Origin of the sequence: Paracoccus sp. J55 (assembly GCF_000513975.1) — a bacterium.
In the GTDB taxonomy this organism is placed as follows: domain Bacteria; phylum Pseudomonadota; class Alphaproteobacteria; order Rhodobacterales; family Rhodobacteraceae; genus Paracoccus.
Map to the genome: position 1 here is coordinate 54,892 of NZ_AZVA01000009.1, position 24,467 is coordinate 79,358.

19 protein-coding genes are annotated in these 24,467 nt (G+C 69.2%); 5 read left to right on the plus strand and 14 right to left on the minus strand.

Annotated features, from left to right (window positions below):
* Positions 1-16 precede the first annotated feature (16 nt).
* A complete protein-coding gene (locus tag PARJ55_RS0110540) occupies positions 17-838 on the plus strand; it encodes a FadR/GntR family transcriptional regulator (protein ID WP_028713007.1) in 822 nt (273 codons plus the stop codon).
* Positions 839-896: 58 nt separating this feature from the next.
* Here PARJ55_RS0110540 and PARJ55_RS0110545 read toward each other — a convergent pair whose 3' ends face one another.
* From PARJ55_RS0110545 to PARJ55_RS0110585, 9 genes are all read right to left on the minus strand, one after another.
* Positions 897-1,862, minus strand: coding sequence for a tripartite tricarboxylate transporter substrate binding protein (locus tag PARJ55_RS0110545; RefSeq protein WP_028713008.1), 966 nt, complete (start codon positions 1,860-1,862; stop codon positions 897-899).
* A 22-nt stretch (positions 1,863-1,884) separates the two neighbouring features.
* Positions 1,885-3,393, minus strand: coding sequence for a tripartite tricarboxylate transporter permease (locus PARJ55_RS0110550; RefSeq protein ID WP_028713009.1), 1,509 nt, complete (start codon positions 3,391-3,393; stop codon positions 1,885-1,887).
* Between the two features lie 12 nt (positions 3,394-3,405).
* Positions 3,406-3,870, minus strand: a complete 465-nt coding sequence (locus PARJ55_RS0110555; protein ID WP_028713010.1) for a tripartite tricarboxylate transporter TctB family protein — start codon at positions 3,868-3,870, stop codon at positions 3,406-3,408.
* A 63-nt stretch (positions 3,871-3,933) separates the two neighbouring features.
* Entirely contained in the window at positions 3,934-4,908 is a 975-nt protein-coding gene (locus PARJ55_RS0110560; RefSeq protein WP_028713011.1) for a tripartite tricarboxylate transporter substrate-binding protein, read from the minus strand.
* 196 nt (positions 4,909-5,104) lie between these two features.
* Complete coding sequence (locus PARJ55_RS0110565; protein ID WP_028713012.1) at positions 5,105-6,451, minus strand: sigma-54 dependent transcriptional regulator; 1,347 nt, start codon at positions 6,449-6,451, stop codon at positions 5,105-5,107.
* A complete protein-coding gene (locus tag PARJ55_RS0110570) occupies positions 6,448-8,307 on the minus strand; it encodes an ATP-binding protein (protein ID WP_198019346.1) in 1,860 nt (619 codons plus the stop codon). Before PARJ55_RS0110570 ends, PARJ55_RS0110565 begins: the two co-directional genes overlap by 4 nt.
* A 91-nt stretch (positions 8,308-8,398) precedes the next feature.
* A complete protein-coding gene (locus tag PARJ55_RS0110575; RefSeq protein ID WP_028713014.1) occupies positions 8,399-9,721 on the minus strand; it encodes a cytosine permease in 1,323 nt (440 codons plus the stop codon).
* Positions 9,722-9,807: 86 nt separating this feature from the next.
* The gene (locus PARJ55_RS0110580; RefSeq protein ID WP_028713015.1) at positions 9,808-11,931 is read right to left on the minus strand and encodes a hydantoinase/oxoprolinase family protein; all 2,124 of its coding nucleotides are present in this window, start codon (positions 11,929-11,931) and stop codon (positions 9,808-9,810) included.
* Positions 11,932-12,025: 94 nt separating this feature from the next.
* Positions 12,026-13,774 (minus strand): hydantoinase B/oxoprolinase family protein, encoded by a 1,749-nt coding sequence (locus tag PARJ55_RS0110585; RefSeq protein ID WP_028713016.1) that lies wholly within the window; start codon positions 13,772-13,774, stop codon positions 12,026-12,028.
* Between the two features lie 292 nt (positions 13,775-14,066).
* Between PARJ55_RS0110585 and PARJ55_RS0110590 the strand changes: the two genes are divergently transcribed.
* The gene (locus tag PARJ55_RS0110590) at positions 14,067-15,023 is read left to right on the plus strand and encodes a helix-turn-helix domain-containing protein (protein ID WP_028713017.1); all 957 of its coding nucleotides are present in this window, start codon (positions 14,067-14,069) and stop codon (positions 15,021-15,023) included.
* Between the two features lie 3 nt (positions 15,024-15,026).
* On the opposite strand, the gene PARJ55_RS0110595 is transcribed toward PARJ55_RS0110590, so the two are convergent.
* On the minus strand, positions 15,027-16,172 hold the full coding sequence (locus tag PARJ55_RS0110595; protein WP_028713018.1) for a CaiB/BaiF CoA-transferase family protein: 1,146 nt from the start codon (positions 16,170-16,172) through the stop codon (positions 15,027-15,029).
* Positions 16,172-17,383, minus strand: coding sequence for an acyl-CoA dehydrogenase (locus PARJ55_RS0110600; protein WP_028713019.1), 1,212 nt, complete (start codon positions 17,381-17,383; stop codon positions 16,172-16,174). The genes PARJ55_RS0110595 and PARJ55_RS0110600 overlap by 1 nt, the downstream gene beginning before the upstream one ends.
* A gap of 84 nt (positions 17,384-17,467) precedes the next feature.
* Between PARJ55_RS0110600 and PARJ55_RS0110605 the strand changes: the two genes are divergently transcribed.
* Positions 17,468-18,373 (plus strand): LysR family transcriptional regulator, encoded by a 906-nt coding sequence (locus tag PARJ55_RS0110605; RefSeq protein ID WP_198019347.1) that lies wholly within the window; start codon positions 17,468-17,470, stop codon positions 18,371-18,373.
* A 14-nt stretch (positions 18,374-18,387) separates the two neighbouring features.
* Here the strand turns inward: PARJ55_RS0110605 and gabT are convergent, their stop codons facing one another.
* A complete protein-coding gene (gabT, locus tag PARJ55_RS0110610) occupies positions 18,388-19,668 on the minus strand; it encodes a 4-aminobutyrate--2-oxoglutarate transaminase (RefSeq protein ID WP_028713021.1) in 1,281 nt (426 codons plus the stop codon).
* Between the two features lie 143 nt (positions 19,669-19,811).
* Here gabT and PARJ55_RS0110615 point away from each other — a divergent pair, with 143 nt between their 5' ends.
* On the plus strand, positions 19,812-20,390 hold the full coding sequence (locus PARJ55_RS0110615; protein ID WP_028713022.1) for a cupin domain-containing protein: 579 nt from the start codon (positions 19,812-19,814) through the stop codon (positions 20,388-20,390).
* A gap of 10 nt (positions 20,391-20,400) precedes the next feature.
* Here the strand turns inward: PARJ55_RS0110615 and PARJ55_RS0110620 are convergent, their stop codons facing one another.
* Together PARJ55_RS0110620 and PARJ55_RS21885 are read right to left on the minus strand one after the other, a co-directional pair.
* On the minus strand, positions 20,401-21,834 hold the full coding sequence (locus tag PARJ55_RS0110620; RefSeq protein ID WP_028713023.1) for an NAD-dependent succinate-semialdehyde dehydrogenase: 1,434 nt from the start codon (positions 21,832-21,834) through the stop codon (positions 20,401-20,403).
* 134 nt (positions 21,835-21,968) lie between these two features.
* On the minus strand, positions 21,969-22,655 hold the full coding sequence (locus PARJ55_RS21885; RefSeq protein WP_036714027.1) for a 5-formyltetrahydrofolate cyclo-ligase: 687 nt from the start codon (positions 22,653-22,655) through the stop codon (positions 21,969-21,971).
* Positions 22,656-23,388: 733 nt separating this feature from the next.
* On the opposite strand from PARJ55_RS21885, the gene PARJ55_RS0110635 reads away from it, so the two are divergent.
* Complete coding sequence (locus tag PARJ55_RS0110635; RefSeq protein ID WP_028713025.1) at positions 23,389-24,453, plus strand: 3-deoxy-7-phosphoheptulonate synthase; 1,065 nt, start codon at positions 23,389-23,391, stop codon at positions 24,451-24,453.
* Positions 24,454-24,467 lie beyond the last annotated feature (14 nt).

Sequence of the window (24,467 nt, forward strand, 5' to 3'; positions counted from 1 at the left end):
AACCGCATGAGCGCCCATGACCGACGCTTCCGTGAAATCCCAACGCGCCGCCGAGGCCGTGGCCCAGCATATCGAATCGCTGATCCTCGAAGGGTCGCTGCGTCCCGAGGAGCGGCTCTTGCCCGAGCGCGAGCTGGCCGAGCGGCTGAACGTCTCGCGCTCGACCCTGCGCGACGGGCTGAAGATCCTGGAGGAACGCGGGCTTCTGACCAGCGCCGGCGGGCGTGGCACCAAGGTGGCACAGCTTGGCGCGGTGGCGATCGCCGATCCGCTGATCGCCATGCTGGCCCGCCATGCCGAGACCGCCGACGATTACCTTGAGTTCCGCGGCATCGTCGAAAGCGCCGCCGCGGCACTGGCGGCAGGGCGCGCCACCGAGGTGGAGCTGGCGCGCATCCGCGACTGCCTCGACCGCATGGACCACGCCCATGCCCGCGCCGATGCCGAGGAAGAGGCCGAGGCGGATGCCGAGCTGCATCTGCTGATCTACGAGGCCAGCCACAACCTGACGCTGCTCCAGATCATGCAGGCGCTGGCGGGGGTGCTGCGTTCGGACGTGATGCAGAACCGCAGCCGGCTGTTCGCGGTGCCGGCCATCCGCGAGCTGCTGCGCCGGCAGCACCGCGCCATTGCCGAAGCCATCATCGCCCGGGATGCCGGCGCGGCGCGGCGGGCAGCCGAGGAGCATATCGGCTATCTGCGCCAGGCCAGCCGCGAGATCCGCGAGGCCGAGGCGCGGCTGGACCTGTCGCTGCGCCGGCTGAACGGCGGCGGCGCCGGCACGCGGGCGGCCGGCGCGGCGGGCGTACGGAAATCCGCACCCGCAGCGGGCAGCTAGGCCGCGCGAAAAAGGCCGGGTCGCGGCCCGGCCTTTTGATCCCCTTTTCGATGGTCCGTCAGTCCAGGGTTACATTGGCATCGCGCACCACCGGCTCCCATTTCGCCATCTCGGCCGTGACGTGCTCGGCCAGTTCCTCGGGCGTCGAGGCGACGATGGTGGCGGAAAACTCCTTCATCCGCTCGGCCACGGCCGGGTCGGCCATGGCGGCCAGCGCGGCCTTGTTCAGCGCCTCGATGGCCTCGGGCGGCGTGCCGGCAGGGGCGAAAAGCGCGTTCCAGGTATAGGTCTCGTATCCCGGCAGGGTCTCGGCAATGGCCGGGATGTCGGGGAAGCTGGGCGCGCGTTCCGCCGTGGTCACGCCAAGCGCCCGCAGCTTGCCGCTGGCGATATGGCCGGAGGCCGAGGGCAGGTTGTCGAAGATGATCGGCACCTGGTTGCCCAGCACGTCGGTCAGCGCCGGACCCGAGCCCTTGTAGGGGATATGCGTCAGCTCGATCCCGGCCATGGCCTTGAACAGTTCGCCCGACAGGTGCAGCGGCGTGCCGTTGCCGGACGAGGCATAGGCCAGCGGCTCGGTCTTGGACAGGTCGATCAGCTCCTGCACGGTATTGACCGGCAGTTCGGGGTTCACCGCCAGCACGTTCGGCACCAGCACCAGCAGCGAGACCGGCGCGAAGTCCGCGACCGGGTCATAGGGTTTCTGCTTCAGGATCAGCGGGTTCAGCGCATGGGTGGCGACCGTCGCCATCAGGATCGTATAGCCGTCCGGGTCGGCCTTGGCGACCTGGGCGGCGCCCAGGCTGCCGCCGGCGCCGCCGACGTTCTGCACGATGACCTGCTGGCCCAGTTCCTGGCTCATGCGGTCGGCGACGATGCGGCCGACCACGTCGGTCGAGCCGCCGGCGGCGAAGGGGATCACCAGGGTGATCGGCCGCTCGGGGTATTCGGCGGCGGCGGCACCTGCGAGGCCAAGCGCCATGGCGGCGCCCAGCAGCAGGCGGCGGGTGATGGATGCGGTCATGGTTTCCTCTCTGTTGAATGTCTTACGCATCGCTTTCGGTAAAGACCTCGTCCCGGCGCTTGCGGATCTGCGGCAGGAAGACCAGCACCAGCACGACCAGCGACAGGCCAAGCAGGGTGGCGCTGATCGGACGGGTCAGGAAGGTCATGGGATCGCCCCGCGACAGGATCATCGCCCGGCGCAGGTTCTCTTCCAGCAGCGGACCCAGGACGAAGCCCAGCAGCAGGGGCGCCGGCTCGCAGCGCAGCTTGGACATGACATAGCCCAGAAGCCCGAAGAAGGCGACGGCATAGAGGTCATAGGTGTTCGAGGCCACCGAATAGACCCCGATCGAGCACATTGCCATGATGATCGGGAACAGCACATAGTAAGGCACGGTCAGCAGCCTGACCCACAGCCCGATCAGCGGCAGGTTCAGGATCACCAGCATCAGGTTGCCGATCCACATGCTGGCGATGATGCCCCAGAACAGCGCCGGCTGTTCGCTGACCACGTTCGGCCCCGGCACGATGCCCTGGATGATCATCGCGCCGATCATCAGCGCCATGACCGGGTTCGCCGGAATGCCCAGCGTCAGCAGCGGGATGAACGAGGTCTGCGCCCCGGCATTGTTGGCGCTTTCCGGGCCGGCGACGCCGGCCAGCGCGCCCTTGCCGAACTCCTGCGGGCGGGCCGAGACCTTCTTCTCGATCGTGTATGAGGCGAAGCTGGCCAGGATCGCGCCGCCGCCCGGCAGGATGCCCAGGACCGAGCCGACGCCGGTGCCGCGCAGGACCGGGCCGATCATCTGCCTGAACTCCTCGCGGGTGGGAAACAGGCGGCTGATGTTTTTGGTCATCACCTCTCGGTCATGCTCGTCCTCGAGGTTGCGCAGGATCTCGGCGATGCCGAAGACGCCCACCGCGACGGCGACGAAGTTCAGCCCGTCGGCATATTGCGTGATGCCCAGGGTGAAGCGCGGCGCGCCGGTATAGATGTCGGTGCCGACGATGCCCAGAAGCAGACCCAGCACCACCATGGCCAGCGCCTTCAGGACCGAGCCATGCGCCAGCGCCACCGACATGACCAGGCCCATGACCATCAGGCTGAAATACTCGGCCGCGCCGAATTTCAGCGCCACCGCGGTCAGCGGCGGGGCGAAGATCGCGACCAGGAAGGTCGCGACGGTCCCGGCAAAGAACGACCCCAGCGCCGCCGTGGCCAGCGCCGTGCCGGCGCGGCCCTTGCGCGCCATCTGGTAGCCGTCGATGGCGGTCACGGCGGACGAGCTTTCGCCCGGCATGTTGATCAGGATCGCCGTGGTCGAGCCGCCGTATTGCGCGCCGTAATAGATCCCCGCCAGCATGATGAGCGAGCTGACCGGCTCAAGCTGGAAGGTGATCGGCAAAAGCATGGCGATGGTCGCCGTGGCGCCGATGCCCGGCAGCACGCCGATCAGCGTGCCCAGCAGCACGCCGATCAGGCAGAAGGCCAGGTTCGCCAGCGACGAGGCGACCGAGAAGCCGAGCGCGAGATTGCTGAGAAGATCCATGCCGCCCCCTTTCTAGAACTGGACCCAGGGGCCGAAGCGCCGGAACGGCAGGCCGAGCCCGTAGCTGAAGATGAGCGTGGACAGGAGCGTCACCGCCACCGCCAGGATCAGCGCCGCCAGCGGCCGCATCCGCACCGAGGCCTGCGAGGCGATCAGCGTGGTCAGGAACAGCGCCGGCACGAAGCCCAGGCCGCGCACGGTCAGGCCGAAGAAGATCGGCGCCGGCAGGATGAACAGGATGCCGCGCCAGGCGACCTTGCCGAAGGGCTCGTCATCCTCGCGGCCGAAGGCGCGCAGAAAGACGATCAGCCCCAAGAGGAACAGGATCCCCGACAGCACCATCGGGAAATAGCCGGGTCCCATGCGCAGCGATGTGCCGATCTCCAGCCCCGTCGTCTGCCAGCCGAAGAACCCCGCCGCCGCCATCAAGAGCAGCCCGGCGGCGATGTCGGTCCCGTCCTTGGGTTTCGTGGACATGTGTTTCCCCCCTGCTTGCAGCAGGCCCCGCCGCGCATCGCGGGCGGCGGGGCGCGCGCCGGTTCAGTCGGCGTAGACGCCCGCGGCCTCGATCACCGGCTTCCAGCGGGCGATCTCGGCCTCGAGCTTGGCCTGAAGCGCCGCGGGCGTCGCATCCTCGGCCGGCGAAGGCGACGTGCCCAGGTCGGCCATGGCCTTCACGACCCCCTCGTCGGCCAGCGCCGATTGCAGCGATTGCGACAGCCGCTCGTTCACCTCGGCCGGCGTCCCCTTTGGGGTATAGATGCCGTGCCAGATCGAGACGTCGAAGCCTTCGAGCCCGCTTTCCATCGCCGTGGGCAGGTCCGGGAACAGCTCCAGCCGCTCGGGCGTGGTCACGGCATAGGCCTTGATCGTGCCGCCCTTGATCTGCTGCGTGGTGTTGGTGGTCTGGTCGCACATGATGTCGGTCTGCCCGCCCAGCAGGTCGGTCATCGCCGGGCCGGTGCCCTTGTAGGGGACCGTCACCAGCGGCGCCTCCAGCGCCGACATCAGCATCATGCCGCACAGATGCGAGGCCGAGCCGATGCCGGCATTGGCCAGCGTCAGGTTGTCGGCATTGTCCTTGACGTAAGAGATGAAGGCGGTGAAGTCGTCCGGCTCGAAATCCTTGCGGGCGACGACGACCATCGGCACCTCGGTGACAAGGCCGACATAGTCGAAGGCGTTCAGCGTGTCATAGGCCAGGTTGCGGTAAAGCGTGGCCGAGGTCGCCATGCCGATATGGTGCAGCAGCACCGTATAGCCGTCCGGATCGGCCTTGGCGACGTTGCCGGCGCCCAGCGTGCCGCCGGCGCCGCCGATATTCTCGACGATGATCTGCTGGCCCAGGTCGGCCGACATGCGCTCGGCCACCATGCGCGCCACCGTATCGGTCGGCCCGCCGGCGGCGAAAGGCACCACCATGGTGATCTGGCGCTGCGGCCAGTCCTGCGCAAAGGCCGGCGCGATCAGCATCGTCGTGGCGCAAAGCGCGCCGAGAAGCTTTGGATAAGCCATATCCCCTCCCAAGAATTCTGACTTCGGCCGACGTCCTCCTCGACGCGGCCACTGGACAAAAGGTGCGATCGCTTGCGCCTCTGGCACAAATCAAAAACGAACCGCACCCCGCGATAATCGCACGGATGGGTCAAAAATGGGTGGAAAAGGTAACATGGCGCGCGAATGATGGGTGGATTTCCACCCATACGCCTGTTCAACCGGCATCGTCCTCGGCGGCGTCCAGGATCAGGCGGCGGTCCAGCCCGTATTTCTGCATCTTCTCGTAGAGCGTCTTGCGCGAGATGCCCAGCGTCTCGTAGACCGGGCGCAGCTTGCCGCCATGGGCGGCGATGGTGCCGGCGATCAGGCTGCGCTCGAACTCGGCCACCCGGTCGGACAGGCGCGCGCCCTGCGCGGGACCGATCTCGGCCCCTTCCAGCCCCAGCACGAAACGCTCGGCCAGGTTGCGCAGCTCGCGCACATTGCCCGGCCATTCCTTGGCGGCAAGGCCCGACAGGAAGGCGGCGGGCGCCTCGCGCTCGGGGATGTTGTGGCGCGCGGCCGCCTCGCGCAGCAATTGCAGGAACAGCAGCGGAATGTCCTCGCGCCGGGCCGAAAGCGGCGGGACATGCAGCACCGCGACGTTCAGCCGCCAGAACAGGTCCTCGCGGAAACGGCCCTGCGCGACCAGCTCCTCCAGATCCACCTTGCTGACGGCGACGAAGCGCACGTCAAGGGCCACCGGGTCGTTCGAGCCGAGCCGGGTGATCGTCCGCTCCTGCAGCACGCGCAGCAGCTTGGCCTGCAGATCCGGCGGCATCGAGCCGATCTCGTCCAGCAGCACGGTGCCGCCGCGCGCATGTTCGAACTTGCCGTATCGCGGCCGCAGCGCGCCGGGAAAGGCGCCCGGCTCATGGCCGAACAGCTCGGATTCGATCAGCGCCTCGGGCAGGGCGGCGCAGTTGATGGCGATGAAGGGCCGGCCGGCGCGGGCCGAAATGTCGTGCAGCGTGCGCGCCACCACCTCTTTCCCGGCGCCGGTCGGACCGATGATCAGCGTATCGGCATCCGAGGCGCCGATAGCACGCAGCCGATAGCGCAGGTCGACCATGACCTGGGTGCGGCCCGGCAGCCGCGCCTCGACATCGTCGCGCTTGCCGGCGACGGCGCGCAGCCGGCGGTTCTCCAGCACCAGCCCGCGGTGGTCGATGGCGCGGCGGATCACCGTGGCCAGTTCCTGCACGACGAAGGGCTTTTCGATGAAGTCATAGGCACCGCCGCGGATCGCCTCGACCGCCAGCGGCACCTCGGCATGGCCGGTGACCAGGATCACCGGGATCTCGGGATCGACCTCGTGCAGCCGGCCCAGAAGCGTCATCCCGTCCATGCCCGGCATGCGGATGTCGCTGACCACCGCGCCGGCAAAGCCCGAACCGGCCAGCGCCAGCGCCTCCTCGCCCGAGGCCAGCGCCTCGACGGTGAAACCCGCCAGTTCCAGCGCCTGCGCGGTCGAGCTGCGCATCTGCTCGTCATCCTCGACCAGAAGCACGCGCGGGGTCATGCGGCGGCCTCGGCGGCGCCGGCGGCGGGCAGGATCACGCGGAACTCGGCGCCGGGGTCCATGTTGCGGCAGGCGATCTCGCCGCCGAAATCGCGCACGATATTGGCGGTGATCGACAGGCCGAGCCCCAGCCCCGCCCCCATGCCCTTGGTGGTATAGAACGGGTCGAAGATGCGCGCGGCGATGGCATCGGGCACGCCCGGCCCGCGGTCGCGCACCCGGATGGCGATGCGCCCGCCCTCGGCCCGCGCCGAAAGCGTGATGCGGCGATCCGCGCCGCCCTCGACCGCGTCGGCGGCATTGGTGATCAGGTTCACCAGCACCTGCTGCAAGCGCGTCGGCCCCGCCCGCAGCGGCGGCAGGTCGGCGGGCACGTCCAGTTCGAGCGTCGCGCCGCTGCTGGCCAGCCGGGCGGCGACGATGGTGCGCGTCTCCTCCAGCAGCCCGGCCAGCGCCACCGCGCCCAGCACATCGTCGGGCTTTCTTGCCGCGTGCCGCAGATGCTTGCCGATGGCGGCCATCCGGTCCACCAGCAGCAGGATCTGGGCGATGTTCTCGCGCGCGCGGGCGTGTTCTCCGCGCTCGATCAGGATCGCCGCGCTGTCGGCATAGTTGCGCGCCGCCGCCAGCGGCTGGTTGATCTCATGCGAGAGCGAGGCGGACATCTGCCCCAGCGCCGCCAGCTTGCCGACCTGCACCAGGCTGGCCTGCGCGGCCCGCAGCTCGGCCTCGGTGGCGCGGCGCTCGGCGATTTCCTGTTCCAGCTGATCGTTCACCCGCGCCAGATCGGCGGTGCGCTCGACCACGCGGCGCTCCAGCTCGGCGGTGGCGAATTGCTGCATGGCCAGCCGCTCGGCCGCCTGCGCGCGACGCTGGCGCCACATCATCAGCCCGAAGCCCGCGACCGACAAGAGCAGCGCGAGGCTCAGCACCGCCAGCCGCGCCTCGGCCCGCAGCTCGGCGCTGTCCAGCAGCACATGCACGGTCCAGCCCGCGCCCGGCATCTCTTCCGAGGCGACGATATAATCGTGGCCGCCCCCGGCCTCGTCGCCAAGCGCCGGCGGCAGGCGAAAGACCGGCACGCCGTGCAGCTCCAGCCGCTGCATCGGAAACTCGGCCAGCGGCGTGCCGGCATAGCGGCGCGAGGATTCGGTCCGCGCCAGCCGTTCCGGCGTCAGCGGCCGGATGCTGTGGTAAAGCCAGCTCGGTTCCGAGGACAGGAAAGCCGCGCCCTCGGGGTCGGTCACCAGCACGCGATACTGGTTGCCGCGCCAGGAGGCCTCGATCCGGTCCACGCCGATCTTGACCGCGACGACGGCGGTGATGCGGCCCGCATCGTCCTGCACCGGGGCCGAGAAGAAATAACCCCGCACTCCCGAAGTGGTGCCGATGCCGTAGAACCGCCCCTGCCGGCCCGCCATGGCGTCGATGACATAGGGCCGATAGCTGAAATTCTGCCCGACAAAGCTGGAGGGACCAAGATAGCCGGAATGGGCGATGGTCTCGCCGTCCGGCAGGATCAGGTAGATGTCCGAGGCCTGCACCGCCTCGTTCTGCTCGGCCAGCCACTGGTTGGTTTCCTGCCGCAGGGCGGCGTTGCCGGGATCGGCGGCAAGCTGGTGGATCAGGTCCAGATCGCCGACCAGCTGCGGCACCACCTCGTAGCGCGCCAGATCGGCGTTGAGCGCGTTCACCGTCAGCCGCAGCGCGGTGGCAGCGCGGGCATGGCCCTCGCGGAAATAATGCTGATAGGCGAGTTGCGCGCCCAGCCACAGGACGGCCGCCACGCAGGCCAGACCGGCAGCCAGCCGCCAGCGATCCATCCCCGGCCGGTGCGCCGCCGGCTCTATCCGCATCTGGCCCCCCGCATCCCGCTGCCCCTTGCGCCATCCTCTGGTGCGGAATCTGACAGCAAGGCCGGCTGCGCGCAACCGGCCCGTGCCCCCGTCAGGACAGCGCCCGGCGCGCCGCCACCCGGCCGGCCAGCGCGCCATAGGCGGCGCCCGCGACCAGGAAGGTCGCCGGTGCGGAAAGCGAGGCCGCGGTGCCGCCGGCGAAATGCAGCGCCAGCCCCGCGCCCGAGGCCAGCAGCCAGGCCCCCAGCCCCGCCGGATTGACCGCCCGCGCCTGCGCCGGATCGGCGTCGCCCGCGCCGCGATCCGTCGCGATATGGACCAGCGCGATGCCGACCCAGGCCACGACGAAGATGCCCTGATAGGCCAGCGCCTGCAGGATATAGGCAAAGACATCGGCCAGCATCAGCGCATAGGCGATGGCGCCGACCACGCAGGCCCAGACCCATTTCGGCAGGTGCAGGCGGAAGGCGGTCTCGGCAAAGCTCTCCATGTTCACCGCGGCGAGGTAATAGTTCGCGGTGTTGATCCGGGTCTGCGAGATCCAGACGAAGGCGAGGCCCGCCACGCCCATCAGCTGCACCAGCGCGAAGACGACCGAGACCTCGGAGACCCCGCCCTCGGTCGGCAAGCTGGCAGCCAGAAAGATGCCGACAAGGCCGTTGAGCAGGAAGGCCACGGCATAGAAGGGCGCGCCGAAGTTGATAATGGCGTGGAAGCGCGCATCCTCGGGCCGGCCGAAGCGGGCATAGTCATAGGTGAACATCATCAGGATCCAGACGCCCATATAGGCGGTGAAGCAGTCCCACCAGCCGCCGGCGGGCGTGCCGCCCTCGGGGCCAAGGTTCAGCCAGGCGTCCGAATAGCCGTATTCCGCCACCGCCAGCACCACCGCGGCAACCAGCCCCAGCAGGTAGAAGGGCAGCAGCACGCCGTTGAACTTATCCAGCCAGTTCTGGATCGAGCCGAAGATCAGCGCCACCGAATAGACCGCCACCACCAGCGCCGCCAGCGGATAGGAGATGCCGGCATATTCCCGCAGGGCGACGGCGATGACCGAGCCCTCGAACACCGCGTAATAGATGGCGGTGGCAAAGAAGATCAGCGTCGCCACCGCCGCCCCGCTGCGGCCCAGAAGGAGGCGCGAGAACAGCGAGACGCTGAGCCCGGTGCGGATCGCGTGCCGCACCAGCACCGCGTTCACCGCCGCATAGGCAAGGACCGACAGCACCAGCCCGATGATGGCGTTCCTTGCGCCATAGGCCAGCGCCAGCGAGGCGGCGATGACCAGGTAGAACATGGCCGAGCAGACCGACCACCAGGCCATGGTCAGCGGCAGCCGGCCCATGCGCCGGTCGCGCGGCACCGGCCGGTCCGAGAATTCCAGGTCTTCCGAATTGTCCAAAGATCCAGCCATGGCTGAAGCTCCCTGTTTGGTTCTTGTGATTGGTTGGGATGGGCGGGGCCTCGCGCGGCCCCGCCGCGGCCTTAGTCAGGCCTTGGTCAGGCCTCGGTCAATGCCGCGGCCCTTTCGGGCGCAGCGCCGGCGGCGCTGGCCACGGTCACGACATAGACGCCGTTGCCGTCCAGTTCTGCGACCCAGCCCGGCTCGATGACGATGGTGGTCGTCACCTCCTGGATGACCGCCGGGCCGGTGACGACGTCGCCCGCGCCCAGCTTCGCGCCGTCATAGACCGGGGTCTCATGCTTGCGGCCCGAGGCGTCGAAGATCATCTCGCGCGTGCCGGACAGCGCCGCATGGGCGCCTGCGCCCTGCGCGATGCGCATCCGCGCCGGCCGCTCGACCGCGCCCGAAATGGCGCTTTCCACGTTCACCACCTCGACCGGGCTGTGCGGCTCGGCATAGGTGTAAAGCTCCTCGTGGCGGGCGTGGAAGGCGGCCTTGAGGCGTTCCAGCGCCGCCTCGTCGATCGGGAAGGGATCGACGCTGACCGTGCATTCATGCACCTGCCCGACATAGCGCATGTCCAGGCTGCGGCGGATGCCGATCCGGTCGGGCGCGAAATCGTCGGCCAGCAGGTCGGCGCGGCCCTTCTCCTCCAGCCGGGCGAAGGTCTCGTCCAGCCGCCTGGCCGCCTCGGCCCCTTCCAGCCGCGCGGCGATGGGGGCCATGTAGTTGTATTTCACGTCCGAGATGATCTGCCCGAAGGCGCAAAGCCCCGAGGCGAGCTTGGAGACCAGCACCTTGCCGATGCCCATCTCGCGCGCCAGCGCCGTGATATGCGCGCCCGTGGCGCCGCCGGCGCAGTTCAGCACGAAGTCGCGCGGATCGTAGCCCCGCTCGACTGAAACCCTGCGGATCGCATTCACCATGTTGTTGTTGACGATGGTGAACATGCCGTAGGCCGCGGTCTCGACGCTGATGCCCAGGGGCTCGGCCAGGTGCTTGCGGATCGCCTCGCGCGCCTTCTCGACGCTGAGCGGCAGGCGGCCGCCGACCAGGCCCTCGGGATTCAGGTAGCCCAGCACCAGGTTCGCGTCGGTCGTGGTCGGCCTTTCGCCGCCCTTGCCATAGCAGGCCGGACCGGGTTCCGAGCCCGCCGATTGCGGCCCCATCTGCATCAGCCCCATCGAGTCGATCCAGCCGATCGATCCGCCGCCCGCGCCCAGGGTTTCCACCTGAATCATCGGGATACCAATGCGATAGCGCAGAAAGTCGATGTTCTTTGACACATTGGCCTGCCCGTCGCGGGTCAGGGTGATGTCGAAGCTGGTCCCGCCCATGTCCACGGTGATGATGTCCGAAAGCCCGTAGGGTTCGCCCAGATAGAGCGCCGCGCGCGGCGCCGAGGCGGGGCCGGAATTGATCGCATAGACCGACTGGTCCGAGACCACCGACCCCAGCGCCAGCCCGCCGTTCGACTGGAAATAGCGCACCGGCTGACGCGCGCCGAGGCCTTGGAAATAGCCGTCCACCGCCTGCACGTAGCGCGACAGGATCGGCGCCAGATAGGCGTTCACGATGGCGGTCGAGGTGCGGGTATATTCGCGCACCTGCGGATAGAGCTGGCTGCCGACGGTCAGGCGCGCCTCGGGCATCATCTCGCGCACGATCTCGGCGGCGCGGAGTTCGTGATCGGGGTGCAGCACCGACCAGACGAAGCTGATGGCCACCGATTCGACGCCCTCGCGCAGGAAATGCCGGCAGGCCTCGCGCACTTCGTCCTCGTTCAGCGGCGTGTGGACGGCGCCGGTCGAGATCACCCGTTCGCTGATCCCGCGCCGCAGGTAGCGCGGCACCAGCATGGTCGCGGGCGGATAGTCCGGGTCGTAGCGATAGCCGTCCTCCTTGTGGCCGAGGCGGATCTCGATGCTGTCCTCGTGGCCCTTGGTGGCGATCAGCCCGGTCCTGGCGCCGCTATGGGTAATCAGCGCATTGAGCCCGACCGTGGTGCCGTTGATGCACAGGTCGGCGTTCGAGACGAGGTCGCGCGGGCCGATGCCCGTCTCCTCCTCGATCACGGCCAGGCCGTTCCTGATGGCCAGGGTCGGGTCCTGCGGGGTGGAAAGCGCCTTGAAGATGCGCAAGCCCCCCTCGCGGTCGGCGAGGATGAAATCGGTGAAGGTGCCGCCGGCGTCGATGCCAAGGCGATATTGGTGTTTCATGGCGGGTTCCATCTTTGGCTGCGGTTCGCGGGTCCGGCGCCGGGGGCTTCGCGCCCCCGGACCCCCGCGGGGTATTTGGAAAACAGAGAAGGGCTTATGCAGCGCGCAGGGCGGCGGTGGCGGCGTGATCGACGGCGAGGGTCGCGGCATCGGCGATGACGACGCCATAGTCGAGCCGCGCGCCCTCGAGGCTGACAAGGCCGTTTCGGACATCCTCGACCACCTTTTCGACCGGGCGGGCATAGGGGTCGCCGTAGCCGCCGCCGCCGGGATTGCGGTTCGCGGCGCGCTCGCCGGGCTGGATGGTCTCAATGACGTTTTCGGTGATGACCTGCGTCTCGCCGCCCCGCGTCACTTCCAGCCGGCCGACCTTGGGCGGGATCAGGGTCGAGCGGGCGCCGGCCGCGCCCATGGCCGGGATGCGGCGGCCCTCGCCGAAGGTGACGAGCGTCATCGGGCTGTCCAGCGGCTCGACCTCCCAGCAGGTGCCCGAGCCGCCGCGGAACTGGCCGGCGCCGCCCGAATCCTGCATCAGGGAATAGCGGTGGATGATGATCGGATAGCTGTGCTCCAGCATCTCGATATCGCCCGAGGTCAGCGCGCCGAAGCAGCATTCCGGCCCGCAGGCATGCCAGCCGTCCTGGCTGGCCGTGGCCCCCGCCCCCGAGATGATCGAGGCCAGCACCATGGTCACATATTCCTCGTCATGGCGCTTGTCCCAGCCGGCGATGTTGCAGCCATTGGCATGGCCCCAGCTGGCCGAGACCTTGGCCGGCGCCGCCTGTTCGAAGGCCAGCCGTACCGCGTCGGTCAGCGTCTCCATCGGCGTGGTGGTGCAGTTCATGTGCGGCGCGGGCGATTTCGCGTTGCAGAGCGTGCCCTTGGGGCCCATGTCGGTGGTCACGCAGCGATAGAGCCCCTCGTTATAGGGCGGCGGCAATTGCGCGAACATCATCAGGCCCAGATAGACGCCGGAATGGCTGTTGCCTTCGTAGCTGTTGATGAAATAGGGCACCTGCGGCGGCGAGCTGATGGCGATGTGGCAGCCGTCGCCCCGGATCGTCACCGTGGCGGTGATGTCCATGTCGCCGAAGCCGTGGCCGGCATCCTCGAGCACCGCCGTGCCGGTATAGGTGCCGTCCGGGACCTGGGCGATGAGCTTGCGCATATGCGCCTCGGCCATGTCCAGCAGTTCGGCGATGCAGTCCTGCACCACCTGCTTGCCGTATTTGTCCATCAGCCGGACCAGGTTGCGGGCGCCAACCTGGCAGGCGCCGATCAGGGCGTTGAAATCGCCCTCCTGGTCGCGGCGCGCGCGCATGTTGGTCAGCAGCAGGTTCATCACGTCGTGGCGCGGCTTGCCGCGGTCCCAGAGCTTGACCGGCGGGATGCGCAGCCCCTCGGCATAGATCTCGGTCGCGTTGGGGTTGTAGCCGGCGGGGACCGGGCCGCCGACATCGGTCAGGTGGCCCTTGCAGACGGTCCAGAACACCAGCTCGCCCTGGTAGAAGACCGGGTAATACATGCAGGTATCGATGATATGGCTGCCGCCATAGGCCGGGTCGTTGTGCAGGATCAGGTCGCCCTCGTGGATGTCACCCTGAAAGAAGCCCGCGACCGATTTCATCGCCGGGATCAGGCTGCCGAGGTGGATGGGGATGTCCTGGCCCTGCAGGATCATCTCGGGCGTGTGGTTGAAGAGCGCGGTCGAATAATCATGCGCGAGGTTGAAGACCGAGCTGCGGGCGGTCTGTTCCAGCGTCAGCGTCATCTCGCGCTGCGTGGTCTCGAGCACGCCGCGCACCACCGAAAGCGTGATGGGGTCGGGTTTGGGTCTGGTCATGGCGTTTCCCTGTCTGGGCCGCATGGGCGCGCGCAGCAGGGCAGCCGGGAAACGGCTGGTCATGGTCTTCTCCCTGCGGCGTGCCGCCTGGCGCGGCATCTTTTCGGTCGGAGCATGGTGCGGCGGCGGCGGCGCCCGGTCTTGGCGCTGGGTGCGGAGAAACTTGTCGTTCCGTGCAGGCTTGCCGATCCGCGCGGCAGGATTGGCGCCCGCCGGCCTTCGCGCCAGTTTTCTTTTGCCCGATTGCTCGCGGCAGGCTACGAATCGCCCAAGCGATGCGGGGAGGCGCATCATGACCCTGGAAAGCTACAGCACCGCCGCGACCGCGCCGCCCGAACGCGCGGCGCATTGGTCGGCCATCATCGCGGATACCTATTTCCCGCTGCAGCTGAGCTATCGCGATCCCGCCACCTTTCAGGGCCGGCTGGAGCGGCGCAGCGCCGGGCCGGTGTCGCTGTCGCGGCTGCGCACCGAACCGGCGCGCTATGAGCGGGTGCCCGGGCTGATCCGGCAGGGCGAGGCCGAGGAATACCTGGTCACCATTCCCAGCCTCGCGCCGGTGCTGTTCCGCCAGCTGGGCCGCGACATCACCTGCGCCCCCGGCGGCTTCCTCATCGAGCGCGGCGACGAGCCCTATCGCTTCGCCTATCAGGCGCGCAACGACCTGCTGGTGATGAAGATCGCCCGCAGCGCGCTGGCCGAAAGGCTGCGCCAGCCGGACCGGCTTTGCGCCACGGTCTTCGACGGGCGCGAGGGCTTGGGCGGTCTGTTCGCCGAGACGGTGCGCCGCGCCCATGCCATGCCCGCCGATTCCGCGGCGGCAGACGTGCTGGGCCGGCACCTGATCGAGTTGCTGGCGCTGGCGCTGGACCGGCAGGCGGAAACCGACGGCGGCGCCGCCACGGCGGTCCGCGCCGCGCATCTGAAGCGCGCGCAGGACGCGATCCTGCGCAGCCTGACCGATCCGGCCCTGTCGCCCGAGACGGTGGCGGCGGCCTGCGGCATCTCGAAACGCTATCTGCACGACCTGTTCGGCGATACCGGGACCACGGTGGCGCAATTCATCCGCGAGGCGCGGCTGAAGGCGGCGCGGGACATGCTGCAGATGCCGGGCGACCTGTCGCTGGCCGCCGTCGCCTATCGCTTCGGCTTCAGCGACCAGGCGCAATTCTCGCGGCTGTTCCGGGCCATGTTCGGCCAGACCCCCAGCGGCTATCGCGCCGCCTGCCGCGCGGGGCGGCAGGGCTAGGGTTCAGCCCTGAAAGCGCCAGTCGCCCTCGCCAAGCGCCGGGGCGGCGCGTTCAGTCACCAGCGGGCTGCGCGAGAAGCGCAGCGGGCTGCGCAGCCCGGCGATGCCCTCGGGCGCGATGCGCAGGCCGCGCGCCTGCACCTGCGGTTCGGCCAGGGCCTCGGCCACGTCATTGACCGGGCCCGCGGGCACCCCCGCCCCTTCCAGCGCAGCGATCAGCGCGGCGCGGGTAAAGCGGCGCGTGGCCTGCGCCAGCAGCGGCACCAGCCGCGCGCGGTTCGCCACCCGGCCGGGGTTGGTGGCAAAATCCGGCTCTGCCGCCAGCTCGGGCATTTCCAGCACCCGGCACAGCGCCGCGAATTGCCGGTCATTGCCGCAGGCGACGATCAGGTGCCCGTCCGAGGCCGGGAAAAGCTGATAGGGCACGATATTCGGATGCGCATTGCCCAGCCGATGCGGCACCGCGCCGCCAAGCAGGTAATTCGTTGCCTGGTTGGCCAGCACCGCCACCCCGCAATCCAGAAGCGACAGGTCCAGATGCTGGCCCAGACCCGACCGCGCCCGCTCGGCCAGTGCGGCCTGCACGGCGATCACCCCGTAAAGCCCGGTGAAGATGTCGATCCAGGCCACGCCGACCTTTTGCGGCTCGCCCTGCGGATCGCCGGTCAGGTCCATGATGCCCGACATGCCCTGAATCAGGAAATCATAGCCCGGCTGCGCCGCGCGCGGCCCGTCCTGCCCGAAGCCGGTGATCGAGGCATAGACCAGCCGCGGATTGCGCGCCGAAAGCGTCTGGTAGTCCAGCCCGAACTTGCGCAGCCCCCCCAGCTTGAAATTCTCGATCACCACGTCTGCCTGGTCGATCAGCGCCCGCAGCCGCTCCAGGTCGGCGGGGTCGTTGAAGTCGCAAGTCACCGAACGCTTGCCGCGATTGGCGGCATGGAAATAGGCCGCGACCCGTTCGGTGGTGCCGTCTGCACGCGGCCGCTCGATGAAGGGCGGGCCCCAGCGGCGGGTGTCGTCGCCCTCGGGCGCCTCGACCTTGATCACCTCGGCGCCCAGATCGGCCAGCGTCTGGCCGATCCACGGCCCGGCAAGGATGCGCGCCAGTTCGACGACGCGCAGCCCCTTCAGCGCCGGCTGATCCATCACGCGAACGCCTGGATGCCGGTCTGCGCCCGGCCCAGGATCAGCGCATGCACGTCATGCGTGCCCTCATAGGTGTTCACCGTCTCCAGGTTCTGCGCGTGCCGCATGACGTGATAGCCGATCTGGATGCCGTTGCCGCCATGCATGTCGCGGGCCTGGCGGGCGATCTCCAGCGCCTTGCCGCAATTGTTGCGCTTGACGATGGAGATCATCTCGGGCGCGAACTTGCCCTCGTCGAAAAGCCGCCCGACGCGCAGGCTGGCTTGCAGGCCCAGGGCGATCTCGGTCTGCATGTCGGCGAGCTTCTTCTGGTAAAGCTGCGTCGCGGCCAGCGGTCGGTTGAACTGGTGGCGATCCAGCCCGTATTGCCGGGCGCGGAACCAGCAATCCTCGGCCGCGCCCATGGCGCCCCAGCTGATGCCGTAGCGCGCGCGGTTCAGGCAGCCGAAGGGACCGCCCATGCCCTCGATGTTCGGAAGCAGCGCCTCCTCGCCGACCTCGACATTCTCCATCACGATCTCGCCGGTGATCGAGGCGCGCAGGCTCAGCTTGCCCTCGATCTTGGGCGCCGAAAGGCCGGGCGTGCCCTTGTCCAGCACGAAGCCGCGCACCTTGCCGCCATGCGCCTCGGACTTGGCCCAGACCACGAAGACATCGGCGATGGGCGCGTTCGAGATCCACATCTTGGACCCGTTCAGCACATAGCCGCCCCCGGTCTTGCGGGCCACGGTGCGCATGCCGCCGGGGTCGGAGCCCGCGTCGGGCTCGGTCAGGCCGAAGCAGCCGATGAACTCGCCCGAGGCCAGTTTCGGCAGGTATTTCTGCTTCTGCTCTTCGCTGCCATAAGCCTCGATCGGGAACATCACCAGCGAGCTTTGCACCGAGGCCATCGAGCGATAGCCCGAATCGATGCGCTCGATCTCGCGCGCGACCAGGCCATAGGCGACGTAAGAGGCACCGACGCCGCCATAGGCCTCGTCCACGGTGACGCCCAGCAGGCCCGAGGCGCCCATTTCGCGGAATATCTCGGGATCGGTTTCCTCGTTCAGATAGGCGGCCTCGACGCGCGGCGCCAGCCGGTCGGCGGCGAAGGCCGCGGCGGTGTCGCGGATCATCCGCTCTTCCTCGGTCAGCTGATCCTCAAGCAGGAACGGGTCGGACCACGAGAAAGGGCTGCCCTTGTGCGATTTCGTCGTCACGTCATGCCTCATGCGCTGATGCTGTCGGATCATTCATTACCGCTTTCAAACCAGGCCGGAAAATGGATAATCCTCATTACTTCATGCACGGGGTGAATGTTCTTGCGGCACAGGCGCTTTCTTCCGAACCTCAGCCTGCTGCTGGCCTTCGACGCGATGCGCACCGGCTCGGTCACCGGCGCGGCGCAGGACCTGGGGCTGACGCAAAGCACGGTCAGCCGGCTGCTGCAAAGCCTGGAGGCGCAGCTGGGGCAGGAACTGTTCATCCGCCACAAGAAGCGCCTGACCCCGACCGAGGCGGCCGAGCGGTATTTCCGCGACATTTCCGCCGCGCTCGACCTGATCCAGCGCGGCAGCATGTCGCTGATCGCCAATCCCGACGGCGGCAGCCTGGACCTGGCCGTGCTGCCGACCTTTGCCACGCGCTGGCTGGCGCCGCGGCTGCCGGATTTCCTGTCGGCCCATCCGGGGGTGTCGATCAACCTGACCACCCGCTTCCGCCGCTTCAGCTTCGACGAGGAACCCTTTGACGCGATGATCTTTTACGGCCGGGACGACTGGCCGGGGGCCGAGCACCTGAAGCTGTTCGATGAACGCCTCACCGCCTGCGCTTCGCCCGATCTTCTGGCCCGGCGGCCTGTAACGGCGCCCGCCGATCTGGCGGGAATGGTGCTGCTTCAATTGCCGACCCGCCCGGACGCCTGGCAGGCATGGTTCCGGGGACAAGGGGCCGAGCCGCCGGCGCCGCTGGACGGGATGATGATGGACCAGTTCTCGATGATGATCCAGGCGGCGATCTCGGGGCTGGGGATCGCGCTTCTGCCCGATTACCTGGCCCGGGTCGAGATCGCCGAGGGCCGGCTGGCGCCGGTGCTGCGGCAGGGCGTGCCGGGCAGCGGCGCCTATTGGCTGGCCTGGCCGGCGCGCAAGGCCGGGCTGAAGCCGCTGGCCGCCTTTTGCGACTGGCTCGCCGCCCGCATGGCGCAGGACGGCATGGGATAGGGGCCGTCCCGCCTTCAGGCCGGGACCAGCGCCGCCTCGATGGCCGCTTCCAGAATCTCCAGCGCCTCGGACAGCTGCGCGTCGGGAATGGTCAGCGGCGGCAGCAGGCGGATGACGTTGTAGCGCGTGCCGCAGGACAGCAGGATCAGCCCGCGCGCCTCGGCCTCGGCCACGATGGCGGCGGTCAGTTGCGCGTCGGGCTGGCTGCGGTCGCCGGCCTGCACCAGCTCGAAGGCATTCATCGCGCCAAGGCCGCGCACATCGCCGATGGCCGGGAAGCTCCCCGCCAGCTTTTGCAGGCGCGCGCGGATGGCCGAGCCGATTTCCTCGGCGCGGGCGCAAAGGTCTTCGTCCTCGATCACCTCCAGCACCGCCAGCGCGGCGGCGATGGCCAGCGGGTTGCCGGCATAGGTGCCGCCCAGCCCGCCCGGCGCGGGCGCGTCCACGATCTCGGCCCGGCCGGTGACGGCGGACAGCGGAAAGCCCCCGGCCAGCCCCTTGGCCATGGTCACCAGGTCGGGCGCGACGCCGGAATGCTGGAACCCGAACATGCGGCCGGTGCGGGCCATGCCGGCCTGGATCTCGTCGCCGATCAGCACGATGCCGTGGCTGTCGCAGATGCGGCGCAGCGCGGCCAGGAATTCGGGCGGGGCGAAGTTGAAGCCGCCCTCGCCCTGCACCGGCTCGACGACGATCGCCGCCACCCGCCGGGGGTCGATGGACGAGGCCAGCAGCGTCTCCAGATGCGCAATCGCCTGCGCGACCGACACGCCGGCCATGGCGTTGGGGAAGATCGCGTGGTGGATCTCGGGCGGCATGGCGCCGAAACCGGCCTTGTAGGGCGCCACCTTGCCGGTCAGCGCCATGCCCAGAAGCGTGCGGCCATGGAAAGCGCCGTTGAAGGCGATCACGCCCGAGCGCCCGGTAAAGGCCCGCGCCATCTTCACCGCATTTTCCACCGCCTCGGCGCCGGTGGTGGCGAACATGGTCTTTTTCGCGAAATCGCCCGGGGTCAGCGCGTTCAGCCGCTCGGCCAGGGCGACATAGGATTCATAGGGCGCGACATGGAAGCAGGTATGGGTGAAGTCCTGCATCTGGCGCTGCACCGCCTCGATCACCCGGGGATGGCGATGGCCGGTATTGTTCACCGCGATGCCGGCGGCGAAATCCAGCATCCGCCGGCCCTCGGCGGTCCAGAGCTCGGCATTCTCGGCCCGGACGGCATAGATGTCCCGCGTGCCGACACCCCGCGCCACCGCCGCCTTGCGCCGCTCGATCAACTGCTTCGATTCCATGTGCAGACCTCCATGCTGATGGAATCGGCTTACACGATGCTCAATATATTGAGCAATGACTTTCTTCGATCTGCGGCAGGATGCGGAACTGGTGCGCAACCCCCGGCCCTGATAACCTGCCGCAAAACGGCATCGGGGCAAGGATGAGCGATTTCGACGTGGGCGCGCGGCTGAAAGAGCTGCGCAGCGCGGCAAACATGTCGCAGCGGCAGCTGGCCGAGGCTTCGGGCGTGCCGCATGGCCAGATCTCGATGATCGAGACCGGGCGCTCCAGCCCCTCGGTCGCCTCGCTGCGCAAGATCCTTGGCGGGCTGGGCGTCACCATGTCCGAGTTCTTCGAGCCGGACCTGCCGCAAAGCCCGCAACCCTTTTTCACCCCGGCCGAGCTGCGCGACCTGACCTCGCGGCTTTATTCCGCCGCGCAGGGGCCGGTCGGGCGCATGACCCTGCGCCAGGTCGGCGACGCGCGGCTGCACAACCTGCAGATCCTGCACGAACGCTATGAGCCGGGCGCCGATACCGGCGAGACCATGCTGGCCCATCACGGCAGCGAGGGCGGCATCGTCATCGCCGGCGAGATCGAGCTGACCGTGGCCGACCAGAGCCGGGTGCTGAAGGCCGGCGACAGCTATCTTTTCGCCTCGACCCAGCCGCATCGCTTCCGCAACATCTCGGACCGCGAGGCGGTGGTGGTCTCGGCCTGCACGCCGCCCTATCTCTAGCCCCTGATTTCTAACCCCTGCGGGTGACGAAGCGGGTCTGCAGATAGGCGCCGATCGCCTCGGAGCCGCCCTCGGTCCCCATGCCGGAATCGCCGATGCCGCCGAAGGGCAATTCCGGCAGCGACAGGCCGATATGGTTGATGGTCAGCATCCCGGCCTGGATCTCGTCCTGCAACCGCTGCACCCGGGCCGAGCTGCCGGTCCAGGCATAGGCGGCCAGGCCATAGGGCAGCCGGTTCGCCTCGGCAAAGGCTTCGTCGTCGCTGCGGAACCGGTTGACCACGGCGATGGGGCCGAAGGGTTCCTCGTTCATCACCGCCGCATCCGCCGACACATCGGTCAGCACGGTCGGGGCAAAGAACCAGCCCTCGTTGCCGATCCGCGCCCCGCCGGTCGCCAGTCGCGCGCCGCGGTCCAGCGCGTCGCGGATCAGCCGCTCGATGGCGGGGATTCGGCGCTCGTTGGCCAGCGGCCCCATGGCGCTGTCCGAGTCCATGCCCGGCCCTACCTTGGCGGCTGCCAGTGCGGCGGTGAAACCTTCGGTGAAGCGGTCCGCCACCGCCTCTTGCACCAGGAAGCGGGTGGGCGAGATGCAGACCTGCCCGGCATTGCGCAGTTTCGCGGCCGCCATGGCCGCCACCGCCGCATCGACATCGGCATCGTCGAAGACCAGCACCGGCGCGTGGCCGCCCAGCTCCATGGTCGCCGGCTTCATGTGCAGCCCCGCCAGCGCCGCCAGCTGCTTGCCCACCGCCGTCGAGCCGGTGAAGGACACCTTGCGGATCACCGGATGCGGAATCAGGTAGCCCGAGATTTCGGCCGGATCGCCATAGACCAGGTTCACCACCCCCGCCGGCAGGCCGGCATCGGCAAAGCAGCGGATCAGTTCGGCCGGCGAGGCCGGGGTTTCCTCGGGCGCCTTGACGATGATGGTGCAGCCTGCCGCCAGCGCGGCGGAAACCTTGCGAACCGCCTGATTGATCGGGAAATTCCACGGGGTGAAGGCGGCGACCGGGCCCAGCGGTTCCTTGACGGTCAGCTGGGTGACGCCCGGCACGCGGGGCGGGATGACCTGGCCATAGGTGCGGCGCGCCTCTTCGGCGAACCACTCGATGATCTCGGCCCCGGCCAGGGTCTCGATCCGCGCCTGCGCCAGCGGCTTGCCCTGTTCGGCCACCATCAGCGCGGCGATGGGCTCGGCCCGCTCGCGCAGCAGCGCCGCGGCCTTGCGCATCAGGTCCGAGCGATGCAGCGGAGAGCTGCGCTTCCAATCCGCGAAGGCGCGGCCGGCGGCGGCCAGCGCCTCGTCCAGATCGGCGATACCGGCATGGGCGACACGGCCGATCTCGGCCCCGGTGGCCGGGTTCAGCACCGGCAGGCTGCGCCCGTCCCGCGCCGGGCGCCAGATTCCGTCGATCAAAAGCTGCGTATCCGGATAGCTCATCTTGTCCCACCTGCTGGAGTTGCGCCGGTGCTGCGCCGCTGTTGCGGCCGGCCCGGAAAGCCATAGGGCAAGGCAGCGGGGTTTTCAATCGGCCTTGCTCAATATCCTGAACAAGACCTTTTGCGATTTGGCGGTCAGCGGCCCGCCGGGGCAGCGCCGTCGTATTGCAGGCCGGTTTCGGTGACGATGGCCGCCAGCGGGATGTCATGGGGCTGCGGATAGATCGTCGCCAGGCGGGCGGATTGCAGGCCGGTGCCGACCGCCAGCGGCCGCCGCGACGCCAGCGTCCGGTCGAAATAGCCGCCGCCATAGCCCAGCCGATAGCCCCGGCCGTCCCAGCCCACCAGCGGGGCCAGCACCACGTCCGGCTCCACCGTCTCGGCCGAGGCGGGGACCGGAATGTTCCAATGGCCGCGGCGCATCGGCGCCCCGGGGCTCCAGCGGTGAAAGGCCAGCGGGCTGGCAGGGCGCTCGACCACCGGCAGGGCCAGCACGGCGCCGCGGTCGTGCAGGCGGGCCAGCCAGGGGCGCAGATCCGGCTCGGACCGGATCGGCCAATAGCCGGCGACCACCCGGCCGCGCAGCTCCGGCAGCCGCGCGGCCAGCAGCGCGTCCAGCGCGCCGCCGATGGCCTCGGCCACTGCCTGCCGCTGGGCGACGCTCAGCGCCGCGCGGCGGCCCAGCAACTCCTCGCGCCGCGCCTTGCGCCAGCGCGCCACGTCGCGGGCCTGCTGCGGCTCGACGGCGAGCGGGTCGAAATAATCCGGCGCGATCTCGGCCGCCAGGCAGGGCGGAGAGGCCGGGCTGTCCTTGCCGCTCATACGCCGCACCCCCCGCCCTGCGCCGGGGAAGCGCCGGGCCGGACCGCAATCCGAGCCGCCGTCATGATCTGCGCGAAGGCGCCCGCGACATCGCCGCCGATGCGCCGAAGGCATCGCGCCGGGGACGCCATGGCGATCCGCCGCGCGGCCCCGACGTCCCGCAACCGTCCGGGCGCCCAGGCCCGGCACCGTCCGATCCGCGCCGAGGGCGCCCCGGCAAGCTGCGTTTCGCTCATCTTTCCGGCCTTTCCTTGCCTCGTCCCGCCCCCGCCGCAGGTCCGAACGGCGCCGGCGTCGGGCCTGCCTGACAGCCTAGACCGCCCGGCGAGCCATGCCAATCCGCGGCAAGCCGTTCGCCGATTGCGGCGCGCAAACGTCCATGCCTCCGGCGTCGAACAGCCGGACGCACCGCGCAAGCCCGTTCGCCGGCGCTTACGGAGGCGCAGGGCAAGGACGGCAACGGCGGCAAGTCCGCAGCACTCTGGCCAATCGCGCACCCATTCGCCGCCGGCGCAAGAATCCGGGTGACAAGCGCCGCCGCAGCCGCTATGCAGGGCGCATGTCGCAACAGATGTTCTACACTGCCTCGTTTTATTGGTTCCGCTGCATCCAGCGGGACCGGGTTGCCGTGTAGCGCATAGGCGCGATAGCGATCCCCGAAGCCGCTGGCCAGACCGGCGGCTTTTTTCTTGCGATGCGCGTCCGGTCCGGCCTCTTCCAGAAAGCAAGAGCCATGCTGACCCAGACCGAGAACCTGCATATCGACACGCTCCGCCCCCTGCCCGCCCCCGCCGCGCTGGCCGCCAGCCTGCCGCGCGACGAGGCCATCTCGCGCATCGTGGCGGACAGCCGCACCGCCATCCGCGCCATCCTTGCCGGCCGCGACGACCGGCTGCTGGTGATCGCCGGCCCCTGCTCGATCCACGACGCGCAGGCGGCGCTGGATTACGCCGCGCGGCTGGCCGAGCTGCGCCGGAGCCTTGCCGACCGGCTGGAGATCGTTATGCGGGTCTATTTCGAAAAGCCCCGCACCACCGTGGGCTGGAAGGGGCTGATCAACGACCCGCATCTGGACGGCTCGGACCGCATCGAGGACGGGCTGCCGCTGGCCCGCCGCCTGCTTCTGGAAATCAACCGCATGGGCCTGCCGGCGGCGACCGAGTTCCTGGACCCGATCCTGCCGCAATATTTCGCCGACCTGATCGCCTGGGGCGCCATCGGGGCGCGCACCACGGAAAGCCAGATCCACCGGCAGCTGGCCTCGGGCCTGTCCTGCCCGGTCGGGTTCAAGAACGGCACCGATGGCGGGGTGCAGGTGGCGCTGGACGCCATCCGCTCGGCCGCCGGGTCGCACAGCTTCCCGGCGATCACCGCCGACGGGCGTGCGGCCATCGCCACCACGACCGGCAACGACGCCTGCCACGTGGTGCTGCGCGGCGGCCATGGCGGGCCGAACTACGGCGCCCGCCATGTCGATGCGCTGGCCGAAGCGGCGGCGCGGGCCGGCATCGATCCCGGCATCGTCATCGACGCGAGCCATGCCAATTGCGGCAAGGACCCGGCCCGCCAGCCGGCGGTCATCGCCGATATCGCGGCGCGCATCCGCGCGGGCGAGGCGCGCATCCGCGGCGTCATGCTGGAAAGCAACCTGGTCGCCGGCCGGCAGGATCTGGTTCCCGGTCGGCTGCCGACCTATGGCCAGAGCATCACCGACGGCTGCCTCGGCTGGGAGAACACCCGCGTCTTGCTGCTGGACCTGGCCGAGACCGCCGCGAGCCGGCAGCGCCTCGCCGCCTGAACGCGCGCCGGGCC

Coding starts and splice junctions, on each gene's coding strand:
- PARJ55_RS0110540 (WP_028713007.1), top strand. CDS start 17: ATGACCGACGCTTCCGTGAAATCCCAACGCGCCGCCGAGGCCGTGGCC.
- PARJ55_RS0110545 (WP_028713008.1), bottom strand. CDS start 1,862: ATGACCGCATCCATCACCCGCCGCCTGCTGCTGGGCGCCGCCATGGCG.
- PARJ55_RS0110550 (WP_028713009.1), bottom strand. CDS start 3,393: ATGGATCTTCTCAGCAATCTCGCGCTCGGCTTCTCGGTCGCCTCGTCG.
- PARJ55_RS0110555 (WP_028713010.1), bottom strand. CDS start 3,870: ATGTCCACGAAACCCAAGGACGGGACCGACATCGCCGCCGGGCTGCTC.
- PARJ55_RS0110560 (WP_028713011.1), bottom strand. CDS start 4,908: ATGGCTTATCCAAAGCTTCTCGGCGCGCTTTGCGCCACGACGATGCTG.
- PARJ55_RS0110565 (WP_028713012.1), bottom strand. CDS start 6,451: ATGACCCCGCGCGTGCTTCTGGTCGAGGATGACGAGCAGATGCGCAGC.
- PARJ55_RS0110570 (WP_198019346.1), bottom strand. CDS start 8,307: ATGCGGATAGAGCCGGCGGCGCACCGGCCGGGGATGGATCGCTGGCGG.
- PARJ55_RS0110575 (WP_028713014.1), bottom strand. CDS start 9,721: ATGGCTGGATCTTTGGACAATTCGGAAGACCTGGAATTCTCGGACCGG.
- PARJ55_RS0110580 (WP_028713015.1), bottom strand. CDS start 11,931: ATGAAACACCAATATCGCCTTGGCATCGACGCCGGCGGCACCTTCACC.
- PARJ55_RS0110585 (WP_028713016.1), bottom strand. CDS start 13,774: ATGACCAGACCCAAACCCGACCCCATCACGCTTTCGGTGGTGCGCGGC.
- PARJ55_RS0110590 (WP_028713017.1), top strand. CDS start 14,067: ATGACCCTGGAAAGCTACAGCACCGCCGCGACCGCGCCGCCCGAACGC.
- PARJ55_RS0110595 (WP_028713018.1), bottom strand. CDS start 16,172: ATGGATCAGCCGGCGCTGAAGGGGCTGCGCGTCGTCGAACTGGCGCGC.
- PARJ55_RS0110600 (WP_028713019.1), bottom strand. CDS start 17,383: ATGAGGCATGACGTGACGACGAAATCGCACAAGGGCAGCCCTTTCTCG.
- PARJ55_RS0110605 (WP_198019347.1), top strand. CDS start 17,468: ATGTTCTTGCGGCACAGGCGCTTTCTTCCGAACCTCAGCCTGCTGCTG.
- gabT (WP_028713021.1), bottom strand. CDS start 19,668: ATGGAATCGAAGCAGTTGATCGAGCGGCGCAAGGCGGCGGTGGCGCGG.
- PARJ55_RS0110615 (WP_028713022.1), top strand. CDS start 19,812: ATGAGCGATTTCGACGTGGGCGCGCGGCTGAAAGAGCTGCGCAGCGCG.
- PARJ55_RS0110620 (WP_028713023.1), bottom strand. CDS start 21,834: ATGAGCTATCCGGATACGCAGCTTTTGATCGACGGAATCTGGCGCCCG.
- PARJ55_RS21885 (WP_036714027.1), bottom strand. CDS start 22,655: ATGAGCGGCAAGGACAGCCCGGCCTCTCCGCCCTGCCTGGCGGCCGAG.
- PARJ55_RS0110635 (WP_028713025.1), top strand. CDS start 23,389: ATGCTGACCCAGACCGAGAACCTGCATATCGACACGCTCCGCCCCCTG.